The sequence below is a fragment of the Enterococcus salsurae genome (assembly GCF_054784955.1).
This window is the reverse complement of the sequence record NZ_BAAHWY010000001.1, coordinates 424,686-438,412: the sequence shown is the minus strand read 5'-3', so window position 1 is coordinate 438,412 and position 13,727 is coordinate 424,686. Positions and strand designations below refer to the sequence as shown.

The 13,727-nt window shown below is 36.6% G+C and carries 11 protein-coding genes, 2 pseudogenes and 1 other annotated feature; of the genes and pseudogenes, 9 read left to right on the top strand and 4 right to left on the bottom strand.

Annotated elements, in window-relative coordinates; translation table 11 throughout:
* Positions 1 to 6: 6 nt before the first annotated feature.
* Together mvaD and mvk are read right to left on the bottom strand one after the other, a co-directional pair.
* Positions 7 to 1,011: a diphosphomevalonate decarboxylase gene (gene mvaD, locus ACYVRS_RS02180; protein ID WP_313537520.1), complete on the bottom strand. Its 1,005-nt coding sequence runs from the start codon at positions 1,009 to 1,011 to the stop codon at positions 7 to 9.
* On the bottom strand, positions 1,004 to 1,936 hold the full coding sequence (gene mvk / locus ACYVRS_RS02175; protein ID WP_313537518.1) for a mevalonate kinase: 933 nt from the start codon (positions 1,934 to 1,936) through the stop codon (positions 1,004 to 1,006). Before mvk ends, mvaD begins: the two co-directional genes overlap by 8 nt.
* 302 nt (positions 1,937 to 2,238) lie before the next feature.
* Between mvk and ACYVRS_RS02170 the strand changes: the two genes are divergently transcribed.
* Positions 2,239 to 2,880 (top strand): deoxynucleoside kinase, encoded by a 642-nt coding sequence (locus ACYVRS_RS02170; RefSeq protein ID WP_082348597.1) that lies wholly within the window; start codon positions 2,239 to 2,241, stop codon positions 2,878 to 2,880.
* 85 nt (positions 2,881 to 2,965) lie between these two features.
* Positions 2,966 to 3,871, top strand: a complete 906-nt coding sequence (locus tag ACYVRS_RS02165) for a magnesium transporter CorA family protein (protein ID WP_461202379.1) — start codon at positions 2,966 to 2,968, stop codon at positions 3,869 to 3,871.
* Here the strand turns inward: ACYVRS_RS02165 and ACYVRS_RS02160 are convergent.
* Complete coding sequence (locus ACYVRS_RS02160) at positions 3,868 to 4,500, bottom strand: pentapeptide repeat-containing protein (protein WP_461198024.1); 633 nt, start codon at positions 4,498 to 4,500, stop codon at positions 3,868 to 3,870. The genes ACYVRS_RS02165 and ACYVRS_RS02160 overlap by 4 nt on opposite strands.
* Before the next feature lie 335 nt (positions 4,501 to 4,835).
* On the opposite strand from ACYVRS_RS02160, the gene nox reads away from it, so the two are divergent.
* The 4 genes from nox (at position 4,836) to rplT (ending at position 7,634) form a co-directional block, all read left to right on the top strand.
* The gene (gene nox / locus ACYVRS_RS02155) at positions 4,836 to 6,170 is read left to right on the top strand and encodes a H2O-forming NADH oxidase (RefSeq protein ID WP_054115107.1); all 1,335 of its coding nucleotides are present in this window, start codon (positions 4,836 to 4,838) and stop codon (positions 6,168 to 6,170) included.
* An 87-nt stretch (positions 6,171 to 6,257) separates the two neighbouring features.
* Positions 6,258 to 6,381 (top strand) — a sequence feature (ribosomal protein L20 leader region).
* Between the two features lie 48 nt (positions 6,382 to 6,429).
* The gene (gene infC, locus ACYVRS_RS02150; protein WP_054115106.1) at positions 6,430 to 6,951 is read left to right on the top strand and encodes a translation initiation factor IF-3; all 522 of its coding nucleotides are present in this window, start codon (positions 6,430 to 6,432) and stop codon (positions 6,949 to 6,951) included.
* Between the two features lie 60 nt (positions 6,952 to 7,011).
* A complete protein-coding gene (gene rpmI / locus ACYVRS_RS02145) occupies positions 7,012 to 7,212 on the top strand; it encodes a 50S ribosomal protein L35 (RefSeq protein ID WP_003128650.1) in 201 nt (66 codons plus the stop codon).
* A 62-nt stretch (positions 7,213 to 7,274) separates the two neighbouring features.
* Positions 7,275 to 7,634 (top strand): 50S ribosomal protein L20, encoded by a 360-nt coding sequence (rplT, locus tag ACYVRS_RS02140; RefSeq protein WP_054115105.1) that lies wholly within the window; start codon positions 7,275 to 7,277, stop codon positions 7,632 to 7,634.
* Positions 7,635 to 7,929: 295 nt separating this feature from the next.
* Here rplT and ACYVRS_RS02135 read toward each other — a convergent pair.
* Positions 7,930 to 9,323: pseudogene (locus ACYVRS_RS02135) on the bottom strand (IS3 family transposase).
* Between the two features lie 369 nt (positions 9,324 to 9,692).
* Here ACYVRS_RS02135 and ACYVRS_RS02130 point away from each other — a divergent pair.
* The 3 genes and pseudogenes from ACYVRS_RS02130 (at position 9,693) to ACYVRS_RS02120 (ending at position 13,662) form a co-directional block, all read left to right on the top strand.
* Entirely contained in the window at positions 9,693 to 10,010 is a 318-nt protein-coding gene (locus ACYVRS_RS02130) for a DUF2500 domain-containing protein (RefSeq protein WP_461202377.1), read from the top strand.
* 312 nt (positions 10,011 to 10,322) lie between these two features.
* Positions 10,323 to 10,842 (top strand): annotated as a pseudogene (locus tag ACYVRS_RS02125) (recombinase family protein); the annotation flags it as partial.
* A gap of 108 nt (positions 10,843 to 10,950) precedes the next feature.
* Entirely contained in the window at positions 10,951 to 13,662 is a 2,712-nt protein-coding gene (locus ACYVRS_RS02120) for an ATP-dependent DNA helicase (protein WP_461202375.1), read from the top strand.
* Positions 13,663 to 13,727 lie beyond the last annotated feature (65 nt).

Below are 13,727 nucleotides of genomic sequence, written 5' to 3'. Positions count from 1 at the left end.
ACACTCCTATTTGCTCATTTTTGGTACGTCATTCTCTAAGGGTAATGCAGTCAGTCCAGAACCAGCGTGCGCCAATACCAGCTGTTCTGGTGTGAAGCTTGCTTGCAGTGCGTCTAAAATCGCTTGTTCGTCTCGCTTTTGGCACAAGACTTTGACATTTGGTCCAGCATCCATCGTAAAGTAACAAGGCAGACCTTGTTGGCGTATGTGTCGGACGCAATCCATCGCTCGCAGCGATTCTGGCGACCAGTATGTGAAAGGCGGCTGGGCAGCTAAGGTCGTCCCATGCATTTTCAACGCATTGGACTCGGTGACAGCGCCCAAAGCAGCAAAATCTTTGTCAGCAATCGCTTGTTTGATCGTTACCAAGTCTTTTGCTGCAGCGGTCAGCCAACCATCATAAAAACTAGATGTTTCCACCGTCCGGCGCATCCCATCGCGGCTGGAGACTTCCTTTTCTTGGTCATTGATCAAGATGAAAATCATGCTCAAGTCATTTTCCCAATTATCTGATGCTACTTGCAAAGCGTAAGAGGTGTCATCTGTTCCTTGCTGCCACTCAGCAAAGCCGCCATATATACTGCGGCAGGCGGATCCAGATCCTTTCCGTGCCAAACGGGATAGTTCCTCCACTGAAAGCTGCATGTTCAAAGCCTCGTTACAAGCGCCTGCTAAAGCAGCTAACCCACTTGCAGAAGAGGCCAAACCAGCAGCTGTCGGCACGAAGTTGCGGCTGTCGATGGAGGCATAGAGCGGACAGTCTGCTTCGGAACGGATCATATCTAAGAATGCGCTGATTTTTTTGGTAGCTGCTGCAGATTGTTCTATGCCATCTAAGAAAAATCGGTCCTCTGCGAAGTCTTCTGCAAACGTGATAGATGTTTCTGTATAAAACGCATCTAACGTGAGAGACAGACTATTGTTCATCGGTAAAATCAGTGCTTCATCTTTTTTGCCCCAATACTTGATCAACGCGATATTCGTATAGGCACGTGCTTTCCCTTTATACATGTTCATAAACTCCTAATCCTTGTATCCAAGCCGCACGGGCGCCTTCGGACAATAAAATATGGCTGATCGTTTCAGCCTTTTCTCTGGTATCGGTCAAGACGATCAAACAACCGCCGCGACCGCCACCGGTCAATTTGGCACCATAGGCACCCTGCTGTCTTGCAGTGGCGACTAAATGATCCAGGCGATCATTGCTGACGCCCAATTGTTGCAACGCCTGATGGGCATGATCCATAGCCTGACCTAGGGCAGTTAGCTGATTGTTGATCACAGCTTGCTTGGCTGCCTTTGTTTCCTGTCCCAACTGCTGGATCGCTTGACTAGCTACCGTGGGTTCTGTATCGAAAAGATGTGCCACACTTTTGACTGCTTCACGGGTCTGTCCTTTGATTCCGGTATCTGCGACCAATAAGTAGCCATCGATCGTTAAGGGGAAAGAAGTGATTGGCTGACCTTTGATAAAATAGATCGCATCGTGTCCGCTGGCTGCGGCTGCATCAATGCCGCTCGGATTGCCATGGGCGATTTTCTCAGAAAAATCAACATAGACCATTAATTCTTCTTTGGTATACGCATGACCGATCCAATCAAAAAAAGCCCGGGTCAAAGCAACCGCTACTGCTGCACTCGATCCCATTCCTCGTTCAGAAGGGATGGTGCTGACGATCGTCGTTTGAAACGGCGCCGTCTGAAAATCCTGCTGCAACCGCAGTAACAATGTTTTGACATTCTTCATATGTGGAGGGGCATCCGATAACGAACCATGAAAATAGCTTGAAATCAATGTATTGGTTGTACTATCGATGATTTCGACTTGGACTTTTGCCCCCGAAAAAGGGAAGGCAATCGCTGGTTCTCCATAGACAACAGCATGTTCCCCCATCAAGATGATTTTACCCGTAGCTATGCCACTACCGACTGACATGTTTTTCCTCATTTCTTTAGGGAGCGTAGCCCACCTATATCTTTTTTTAACTATCATTATCGTAAAAAACGACTGACAAAAATTAAATTGAATGAAAGATCCTTTCCTATTCTACTAGAAGATGACTGATTCGTTAAGCATTCCGACAGAGATTTGCAAAAAAAGCAAAAATCTTTAAACTTTTATTGAAAAAAAACTTGATGTATGCTTCATTAATTTTAGTTGACGGTACAAGATATAGTGTTGTATAGTTGATATCGCAAAAGAAACATACAATATTTAGTGTAAGTGAGTTGGGGGATATGAGCGTGATCGTATTAGCAGGAACGATTGGTGCCGGCAAATCAAGTTTAACAGCATTGATTGCCAATCATTTAGGCAGTGAAGCCTTTTATGAATCGATCGATGACAATGAAGTGCTGCCATTATTTTATGCAGATCCAAATAAATATGCGTTTTTACTGCAAATATATTTTTTGAATAAACGATTTGATAGTATCAAGAAAGCCATGACAGACGACAACAATGTGCTGGATCGTTCGATTTACGAAGATTCGTTATTGTTCCATTTAAATGCTGATTTGGGACGAGCAACTGATACAGAAGTCAAAGTCTATGACGAATTATTGGCCAACATGTTGGAAGAATTACCCTATGCGGCCTACAAAAAACATCCTGATCTATTGGTACATATCCGAGTATCTTTTGACACGATGCTAGAACGGATCCAAAAACGCGGCCGTGAGTACGAGCAGTTGACCTTTGATCCAACATTGTACGATTACTATGAAGAATTGAATAAACGCTATGATCAATGGTATGCGGACTATAACGAGAGTCCCAAAATTCAAATCGACGGCGACCGTTTCAATTTTGTCGAAGATCCGGAAGCTGCACAAGCCGTGTTGACCATGGTGGAAGACGCATTGAAAGGCGTACGCTAATTGATCGATTGACCCAAAGACCGCTTATAAGTGGGCTTTGGGCTTTTTTTCTTTTATAATAGAAAGGAAGACTGGAGGGAACGCTTTGGAAAAGAAACATTTATTCAATGATGGCAACTACGAATGGATCCAAGTGGACCAACAAGATGCCACGAGTATTACTGCTTTACAAAAAGAATACCGTTTGTCAGATGAGATGCTGACCTATTCATTGGACAAAAATGAACGCGCACGGGTGGAGTATGATACGGATGAAGCTGCCTTGTTGGTGGTGTACAATGTCCCGCAGCAAGACAAACGGGACAATCACTTTGAAACAAGTCCGATAACCTTTATTTTGAAAAAACAGCAATTGTTTACCTTCTCTTCACAGCATACACAGTATGTGATTCCAATGATGGAACGTCTGATCATGCAATCACCGATGCAAACACCCATCCACTTTTTGTTTCAAAGTCTATTTTTGATATCAGGGACGTTCTTCCCGCTGGTGGAAGAAGTCAACAGTGACCGTATTCGACTCAATCAAAGACTACGCGAAAAAACAACGAACAAGAATCTATTGCAGATGTCCGACTTAGAAGTGGGGCTTGTCTTTTTGGTGTCTGCTTCTAAACAAAATGCAGTATTGTTGGAACAAATCAAAGCCTTATCGATATACCGCTTGATGGATGCTGACGAAAAAGAGCAATTGGATGATGCACTGATCGAAGCCAAGCAAGCGGTGGAAATGACGCAGCTGGCTTTTCAGATTTTGGAACAGCTGTCAGGCACGTACAACAACTTGTTGAACAATAACTTGAACGATACCATGAAATTTTTGACAGTTTGGTCCTTGTTGTTGACCGTACCGTCGATCGTCACTAGCTTCTTCGGTATGAACGTACCTTTGCCCTTTACCAATTCTGTATTTGGCTGGGGGATCGCTTTGCTGATCAGTTTGGTGTTGTCGATTTGGATGCTAGTAGCCCTTTGGCGGCGCATTCGCTAATCGATGACTAAACCCAAACCTGCGGCAATGATCAAGGCTTGTTCTTGATCAACGACAAGTCCTTTCAGCTGCGCCATGGAGAGGGCGATTTTCTCAAAGTGATTGCTTCTGAAATCTAATGAAGCCAATTTTGTATGGAACCAATTGCTGTTGTTCAGCTGGTTTTCCTCTAGGGTCAGGTGCTTCCAATCGACTTCTGTAAATTCACTATCGTTGCACTGACAATGATCGATTAGCATGGTGCGTATATTGGTATTGCTAAAGGAAGAGAAGTTGGCGGTGCAATCGATAAAGGTACAATCGCGAAAGTAACTGTCCGCAAAATTGGTGCCAGTCAATTTGCATTGCTTAAAGACCACCCGATGAAAACTAGCGCCGTAACATTCAAGATTCGAAAAATCACACTGCTCAAACACGACATGTTGACATTCCCATTGTTCAAGTCGGGTTTTTTGCAGGGTGATTTTTTTGAGTTGGCATTGCTTTAAAAGCAAATTTTTGCACGTGTCATAACTGCAGTCAGCGTCTTCAAGAAACGCCCCTTCGAATATTTTTTCCTCTTCAAGATAAAAATCACTTGGAATGAGTGTCGGAAGCGATGGAGGGAGGGGCAGATTTTTTTTAGTCATAGAATGTTCCTTTCCTACTTTTTTTCTAGTATACCATGAGGGGTGATTTGCGGGATGTATTCTTGCTGAATCTTTGTTTGAGATTGTGAAATTTATTCAATGGCAGTCAGGAATGCTTTTAAATTGGTCGAAACCAAGCATAAAATTTATTCTAAAATTCACAATCTTGTCTTCGGACGAGATTGTCAGGTCTGTTTATCCATCAGTTTCATGCAACAAAGAGGGGGTAGTCTTGCGAAAACTGTCAATTTTTTTGAAAAACCCGAAAAAGTTGATAGTAGTTCTTTTCACAATCTAGCTATAATGACAATGTAAACAAAAGGAGGAAATTTTCCATGACAAAAACAGTCATCATCGGTGCGAACCATGCAGGGATCGCAGCCGCTAATACATTATTAGACAATTATCAAGATCAAGAAGTAGTCATGATCGATCGAAATACCAATTTGAGCTACCTAGGTTGTGGGACTGCTTTATGGGTTGGTCGTCAAATCGACTCATATGAAGGATTATTTTATACCAAACGCGAAGACTTTGAAGCCAAAGGTGCTAAAATCTACATGGAAACAATTGTTGACCATATCGATTTTGCTAAAAAAGAAGTTCACGCTGTGACACAATCAGGTGAAGAAGTCGTTGAATCTTACGATAAAGTTGTGATTGCAACAGGTTCTGTTCCAATCTCACCTAAAGTACCTGGTCGTGACTTGAAGAACATCCATTTCTTGAAAAAATTCCAAGATGGTCAAACTGTGGATAAAGAATTGGCTTCAGATGAAGTCAAAAACGTAGCAGTCATCGGTGCTGGTTACATCGGTGTAGAGATTGCGGAAGCAGCAAAACGCCGCGGCAAAAATGTTCTATTGTTTGATGCAGCAACACGTGCATTGCCAAACTACTATGATAAATGGTTTACAGACGATATGGATGTCAACCTAGCAGACAATGGCATTGAATTGCATTTCGGCGAATTGGCGCGTGAATACAAAGGAACTGATAAAGTAGAAGCAGTTGTCACTGACAGTGGTGAATACCCAGTTGATTTAGTCATCAACGCGATCGGTTTCTTGCCAAACAACGAATTAGGCAAAGATCACTTAGAATTGTTTGCGAACGGGGCATACTTAGTAGACCGTCACCAACAAACAAGTGATGCAGACGTATATGCAGTGGGTGACTGTGCGACAGTTTACTCAAATGCTTTACAACAAACAACTTATATTGCATTGGCAACCAATGCGGTTCGTTCAGGAATCGTTGCTGCCCATAACATTGGCGGCACTTCATTAGAATCAACAGGCGTTCAAGGTTCAAACGGTATTTCAATTTTCGGTTATAACATGGTTTCAACTGGTTTATCTGTGGAAGCAGCTGAACGCAATGGGTTGAAAGTGAAATATTCAGACTATGAAGATACACAAAAACCAGGCTTCATGAAAGAAAATGCGACAGTGAAGATCCGGATCGTTTATGAAGAAGACTCTCGTCGCGTCGTAGGGGCACAAATGGCATCACGCACATCTGAAATTGCGATGGGTATCCACATGTTCTCATTGGCGATCGAAGAAGGCGTGACCATCGACAAGATGAAATTACTAGACATTTTCTTCTTACCGCATTTCAACCAACCATACAACTACATTACAATGGCTGCATTGAAAGCTGAATAATCTTAAGAGCCGAGGCGAAGTGCCTCGGTTTTTTTGTGTAAAAACATTGACAAGTGGTGTGGAAGACTATATACTATAAGAGTTGAGAAATAAAAGTAGAAGCACCCGCTTCTCGCCTGAGTGATGATCTTGCTGGGCAGAATAGGATTCCAATCATTTATTTGTATGGAATACGTGCGGGTTCGTGAAGAACTCGTTTTTTTTATTGTCTGATTTCGAATCGACAAGCTTTTCTTTCTCTCAAAAAACTCGGAGGTGAATGACCATAGCAAAGGATATGATGGTAAACGACGGCATTCGTGCACGTGAATTGCGTTTGATTGATCAAAACGGCGAACAACTTGGTGTAAAGAGTAAAGCTGAAGCATTACAAATTGCAGAACGAGCAAACCTTGACGTGGTATTGGTGGCACCAAATGCAAAACCGCCAGTAGCAAGAATTATGGATTACGGAAAATACCGTTTCGAGCAACAAAAGAAAGACCGCGAAGCGCGTAAGAAACAAAAAGTAATCAGTATCAAAGAGGTTCGTTTAAGTCCAACGATCGATGTGAATGATTTCAACACAAAATTGCGTAATGCACGTAAATTCCTTGAAAAAGGTGATAAAGTGAAAGCTTCTATCCGTTTCAAAGGCCGTGCCATTACCCATAAAGAAATTGGTCAGAAAGTGTTGGATCGTTTAGCTGAGGAAACAACTGATTTGGCAACCGTTGAGCAAAAGCCCAAAATGGACGGCCGCAGTATGTTCTTAGTATTAGCACCAAAAAACGATAAATAATGACTCACTGAGTTTCAGTTTAAAGTCAGATAACGAAAGATTTTGAGGAGGAAATTAGTTATGCCAAAACAAAAAACACACCGCGGATTAGCAAAACGCGTCAAACGTACTGGCGGCGGCGGATTGAAACGCTTCCGTGCATTTACTAGTCACCGTTTCCACGGCAAAACAAAAAAACAACGTCGTCAATTGCGTAAAGCTTCAATGGTTTCAGCTGGCGATTACAAACGTATCCGTCAACAATTAGCACGCATGAAATAATTGCGTCACCAGTCTTTACGTCAACAAATAATGAGTGATTTTCAAATTAGGAGGAATTATACATGGCACGTGTTAAAGGTGGAACAGTAACTCGTAAACGTCGTAAAAAAGTGCTTAAATTAGCAAAAGGTTACTACGGTTCTAAACACACTTTATTTAAAACAGCAAAAGAACAAGTAATGAAATCATACAGTTACGCATATCGCGATCGTCGTCAAAAGAAACGCGACTTCCGTAAATTATGGATCGCGCGTATCAACGCAGCGGCTCGTATGAATGGCTTAAGCTACTCAAAATTGATGCACGGCTTGAAATTAGCTGAAATCGACATCAACCGTAAAATGTTAGCTGACTTGGCTGTAAACGATGCAACAGCATTTACTGCATTGGCTGACCAAGCAAAAGACGCTTTAAACAAATAATCAATCGTTGGTAACAACGTTAACCCCCACTCATTGAGCGGGGGTTTTTGTGGCTCTTCGACATTTAGTGTTGGTAGAGATAAATTCAGTTGAAAAATTAAGTCTGATCCAGTTAAACAGATTGTTTAGCGGGATTTAATTTTTGTTGTAAAAATAAGTCCTTGCATAATATAAATTCTGGCACGAAAGTTGAAGAAGATACGGTAGTGTTAACGACAGCGATAAAATGTAGGAAAAGGGGTGCGGATGCTTTTATGGACCTTTTTCAACAATTACATTCCTGTTTCTTCCGATATTAAATAGGACTTAGTCCTCCTAAAGATAACTTGTTCCGATGATTATTATACCACTGGATGTAGTCATCCAAATGATCCATAAATTGATTCATTGAGGTGTTTTTCTAGTCCCGTTGGTAAAACATTGCATTCTTTAATCTTCCAAAGAAGCCTTCACACGCAGCGTTATCTGGTGAGCAACCTTTTTTTGACATGGAACGTGGCACATTTGTTTTGTTCATTCTTTCAATCCAACCGGGCCATCTATAATGAGCCCCGCGATCAGAAGGAACAATTGTCCAACTAATAATAGCTCCATCATAATAATCAACAATTGGCGACAAATAAACTTTTTCTGCCGGGATTTTGATTTTAGTAATATCAGTCAACCATTTTTCATTAGGTTTTGTCGCTTTAAAATTCCGATTCAATAAGTTTGGTTGTGCAGTACTGATCTCACCAACATAGGAAGAGTTTTTTTTTGCTTGGAAAATATAATGATTAGATTTTCCACGATCATCAACATCCGTACAACTTTTTCAGAAAGAATTTTCCCATATTCTTTAGTTCTTGATGAATTCTGCGGTAACCATAAGCGCAGAAGTTACTGTTGAAAATAGTCACAATCAATTGATATTATTCAACATATTTATCTGATTTATCACTTACATGTTTCTGATTAAAATAGCTGTTTTTAGACAAATGAAGCTATTGAAGAAGTTCATTTAATTTAAATTGATTTCTTAAGGCATCAATCAATCGTGTCTTTTCCTGATTTGTCAATTGAAGGAGATGGATGTCTTCTTCTTTTTTTAGTAGTTCAGTAGTTCCTTCAAGTAATGCCTTCTCGAGTTGCATTGGTGTACTTGTTTTTGTAATTCTTCGAATTCCGTTAACAGTAACTCTTTTTGTTCTTCTTGGGTCATACGCAGTGGAAAACCACTTTCAAGATACATGTCTTTCCATTGATACAGAGTGACTCTACTGATGCCTTCGGATTCAGCTAAGATTTTTCTGTTGGTTTGAGGCGCATAGAATTTTTTGAAGACGTCATCTTTTTGATCTTGGATTAACATTACTGCACTTTTCCGAAGTTTTTAAGCCCTAGGCGCTAGTTCTTCACACCATTGCCGTAAAGACTCTCGATTAGGGTAACCAAGCAATCGAATCGTCCTTGAATAGCACTATCTATATTCAAAATAATGATTTACAGCTATTCGTTTTTGTTCTTCAGAATATTTTGATTTTTTTCGGTGTTCTATATGAAGCGCTCCAGATATAAAATATTCCTTGTATCATTTGCGAAGTGCGCCAACGGACGGATGGCCTAATTCACGAATAGTAATAGCATAGGAACAATCGTACTTTAAAAATAACTGAATGGCTTTTTTACACGTTATTCGTGGGAAAACATGCGAACATTCCTCCTGAATTCTTTTTTGGTCCAGGATTATGTCCGCACTCCCTTTCCTACATTTTATCTCTGTCGTTAACATCTCAAATTCAAGTTATAATATAATTCCTCACAAATTGATGAAAACCTATCAAATTTGAACGAGTTTGAGACCAAAACCTTTTAAATATCAATAATTGAGTATTTTTGTAAACGAATAAAAGAAGGCGTAAATAAGTCATTTTATGATGGTCATTTTCTAAGTGTAGTTTGATTATTTTTCTGAGATAGAAATTTGTAACTTAAATAATGTATAATATAATAAACAACATAATTTTTTGATTATATTTGTAAAATTTTGAATTAGATAAATTGAAAGGGCTGTATTTCATGGATTTTCTATTTACTTTATTTGTATTTATTTTCATAGCAATTATCTTATTTCAAATTGTCGAGTTTCTAAAAAATGAATCTACACCAGAAGTCTCAATTCCTGCCACATTAGTGGATAAAAGCATGAGAAGTAGTAGTAATGTTGATGCAAATGGGATTTCTAATCAATCAATTACTTATTTTCTTCTATTTGAACTTGAAAATGGAGAGAGAATAGAATTTAGGGTAGGACATGGTAAATACAAATTATATGTTATCGGAGACAGTGGAGTTTTAAGATATCAGAGGAAAAGGTTTAATTCTTTAGATAGGTAAATACTAGATTAGATATCTTGTTTATTGATATTAGAATTAAAGTTTTTTAGTTCTTTATTTCAGATGAAACTATATCAAATTCGAACGAGTTTGATAAAAAAACTTGTAAACATCAATAATTGAGCATTTTTTTAAACTAATAGAATAAGTTGATTAATCAATGAATTTTCTTGATTATTTTCTAAGTGCGGTTAGATTATTTTTTTGCGGTAAGAAATTCAAATTAATTAAATTATTTATGGTGGGAATGGAAAGATACTAAGGATATTAGTATAATAAGGTGAAATTTTTTCAATCAAGGATGTGAAAATCGTGAAGAAAATTGATTTTAGAGAGGAGCAGAAGTTAACTAACCAACAGAAGAAGATACAAGAAGCGTTTAGTAATAATCGTGAAGTAGAAGTTATTCCTGCAAAAATATCTAATTCTTCTATACAGAAAAAAAGAGTAGGTGCATATTGCAGATTAAGTACGTATGATGAAACCCAATCCGGTAGTTTCGAACTACAAATCCAATCGTATACGGAAAAAATACTGTTAAATCCAGAATGGGAATTTGTCGATATTTATGCGGATAGAGGAGCATCAGGTACTACTATAAAAAAAAGAGAACATTTTAATCGTATGTTGAATGATTGCCGATCAAATAAGATTGATTTGATTATTGTGAAAAGTATTAGTCGGTTCTCAAGAAATGTATTAGATTTTATTTCAATTTACAGATAATTGAAAGCGCTACCCGATCTTGTGGGAGTGTTTATTGAAGATTTTGAATATCAATACTTTAGATACTACTAGTGAAACGTTGTTATTAATACTGAGTGTAATGGCTTAAGTAGAAAGTGCTTTCTCATTTAATTAAGTGGATGAATATTATTGTGATAAAATTACTCATACTAATATGTTTAAAATAGTTTAAGTATGAAAGGATGATGTTTTTTTGAAGAAGATTGATATAGCTATACTAGACATTGATAAAAATATATGTAAGAACATTGAGAGAAATCATGATGATAGAGGGTACTTATCTCAAAATATATTAGCACAATTGAGAAATTTTGTAGAACATATTTCAATAAAGTACTTCGTTCATTCAATTAGTGGAGACATAAGCGGCATCCCAGAGGAAAAATTTAATGAGATTAATCAGGGGTTGAAATTTATTAAAGGTAATTCTAAATTGTATTTTTTAAATAAATTTCATCAAATGCTTCAAAAATCTGCTTCACATTATACGATGAGTGAAGAAAACTCTGAGCGACTAATGCTAAAGTATTATGAATATCTTTTGAAAATAAAAAAAAATTTGAAAATAGATTTTAATTTAAATGTTCTTTCAAATATTGATAAGTTTCCAGTTAATTTAGATAATCAGTTGAGTGATTATTATGAAAAAATAGTTGATAAATTAGAAATGACATATGTCTCTGAAATATCTGAGGATAGATACTATATACAGAAGACAAAACCTTTTTTTATTGATAATGAAATTTACTATGAAATTACATTTAGGGAAGCAAATGACAAAACAAGTAAATTTGAAAGAAATATTGCGTTCACTAACCAAGACATCCTATCAAATTATGCTGTGAAATTATCAATTAAGCATGACACAGTAAGTATGTATGGTAAACATATGCCAATTCTTATTATTAATGACTGGGAAGTTTCAATTCGTCCATGTGAATTAAATGTTTTTTCACAAATTTTAAATAATTCCACGCAAATTCAATCAAATCATAATGAATACAGAAGGTTAATGAAATTCATAAAAAAAAGTAGATTTAATATATTAGATATTCTTTTATTAGAGACGAGTAGTTACGAAAAAGTAAAAAAATATGTGACTTCCAAATCAAAACAAGTCTATTTATTTAAAACGCTTGATACATGTAGAGAAATCATCCTTAATAATCGTCCTGGATGTAATATGCTAAGGTATCTTTCTTACAATTTAAATAATAAAATTATGAAGTTGCAAAAAAATATCTATGGAAATTATTGTGAAAGATTATCAAATTTGAGAGTAGAATATGGATGTATACCTTTTGATGAAATGCCATTTGTAAGTTCACTAATAGGTCATAATCCTAAGATATATGACTTATTATGGTGCATAGATACAAATGGTAGAGAACATGAGCTATTAGCTAGAAAAATTCAAATCAATTCTCAAACTAATGGTAAACTATACACTTCAATCGATGAACTTGAATCTTTTGAGGATATCCATTTGTTGATAGAGAAGTATAATTCCAATTTATATTGGAAGCATAGGAAAACTAGAGGAATAGGCAATGTTGGGAAAAACTACTATATCAAAGGTTTTGAAGATGATGTTATTAATATATTAGAGAAATTAAAAGAAATTTCGAAAGAAGGAATAGAGAGTTATGAAAACTCAGTTGAATCTTGGCTAAACACAGGAAGCTACATTATTGATTGTAAAGATAAAAAGGAAATTTTGAAGACGATGTTTTCTAATTCTAAGGTGTCTTTAATTTATGGTGCAGCAGGTACAGGGAAATCAACAATGATTAACCATGTTAGTATTTTTTTTGGACTTCAAAAAAAATTACTTTTAGCTAATACAAATCCGGCAGTCGATAATCTGAAAAGGAAAGTTTCTGCTCCTAATTGTGAATTTAAAACTATTGCAAAATATTTATATAGCAAAGAGAAACAAGTTTGTGATTTATTGATAATAGACGAGTGTAGTACTGTTAGTAATTCTGATATGAATAAAATTTTATCGAAGGCAGATTTTAAATTGTTAATCCTTGTAGGTGATATTTATCAAATTGAATCAATTACTTTTGGAAACTGGTTTAAATTAGCAAAGACTAATGTGTTAAGAACTTCTGTGTTTGAATTGACAGAACCTTATAGAACAAAAGATAAGCCTTTATTAAACTTATGGACAAAAGTAAGAAAAAATGAAGATGATTTAATTGAATATCTAACTGCGAATAATTACTCCGTTAGACTAGATGAAAGTGTATTTTTAACTGATGATTTAGATGAAATAATTTTGTGTTTAAATTATGATGGTTTATACGGAATAAATAATATCAATTGTTTTCTGCAAAGCAATAACCCTAATAAACCAGTGAATTGGGGAGTTGTATCATATAAAATTGGTGACCCTGTGCTATTTAATGAAACATCAAGATTTTCTCCATTACTGTTCAATAATTTAAAAGGTAAAATTTCTAATATTGAGAAATTAGATACTGAAATTATTTTTGATATTGAGATAGAAACGGTAATTAATGAGATGGATATTGTAAATTTAGATCTGGAATTGATTTCATCAACCAAAAATAGCTCAATAGTTCGATTAAGTGTTTATAAGTATCCAAATATGAGTGATAATGATAATGATAGTGATGATACAGTTGTTCCATTCCAAATAGCTTATGCTATTTCTATTCATAAAGCTCAAGGCTTAGAATTTAATTCGGTAAAATTAATAATAACTGATGAAATTGACGAATTAATAACGCATAATATCTTGTATACAGCTATTACAAGGACTAAAAAGAATTTAAAAATATATTGGACTCCAGAAACAGAAAAGAAAGTAATAGAACATATTAGGATAGACGAGAGTAGAAAAGATGAATCGATTTTGAAAAGAAAATTAAAATGATATTATTCAAAAAATTTCAATTTTTATTAAAGTAAATGATATGCGTTCGAGCTATTTTAAAATTA

Bases quoted from the DNA above. Each gene is read 5' to 3' on its own strand.
- mvaD (WP_313537520.1), bottom strand. From the start codon at position 1,011: ATGTATAAAGGGAAAGCACGTGCCTATACGAATATCGCGTTGATCAAG.
- infC (WP_054115106.1), top strand. From the start codon at position 6,430: ATGACCATAGCAAAGGATATGATGGTAAACGACGGCATTCGTGCACGT.
- mvk (WP_313537518.1), bottom strand. From the start codon at position 1,936: ATGTCAGTCGGTAGTGGCATAGCTACGGGTAAAATCATCTTGATGGGG.
- rplT (WP_054115105.1), top strand. From the start codon at position 7,275: ATGGCACGTGTTAAAGGTGGAACAGTAACTCGTAAACGTCGTAAAAAA.
- ACYVRS_RS02130 (WP_461202377.1), top strand. From the start codon at position 9,693: ATGGATTTTCTATTTACTTTATTTGTATTTATTTTCATAGCAATTATC.
- nox (WP_054115107.1), top strand. From the start codon at position 4,836: ATGACAAAAACAGTCATCATCGGTGCGAACCATGCAGGGATCGCAGCC.
- rpmI (WP_003128650.1), top strand. From the start codon at position 7,012: ATGCCAAAACAAAAAACACACCGCGGATTAGCAAAACGCGTCAAACGT.
- ACYVRS_RS02170 (WP_082348597.1), top strand. From the start codon at position 2,239: ATGAGCGTGATCGTATTAGCAGGAACGATTGGTGCCGGCAAATCAAGT.
- ACYVRS_RS02160 (WP_461198024.1), bottom strand. From the start codon at position 4,500: ATGACTAAAAAAAATCTGCCCCTCCCTCCATCGCTTCCGACACTCATT.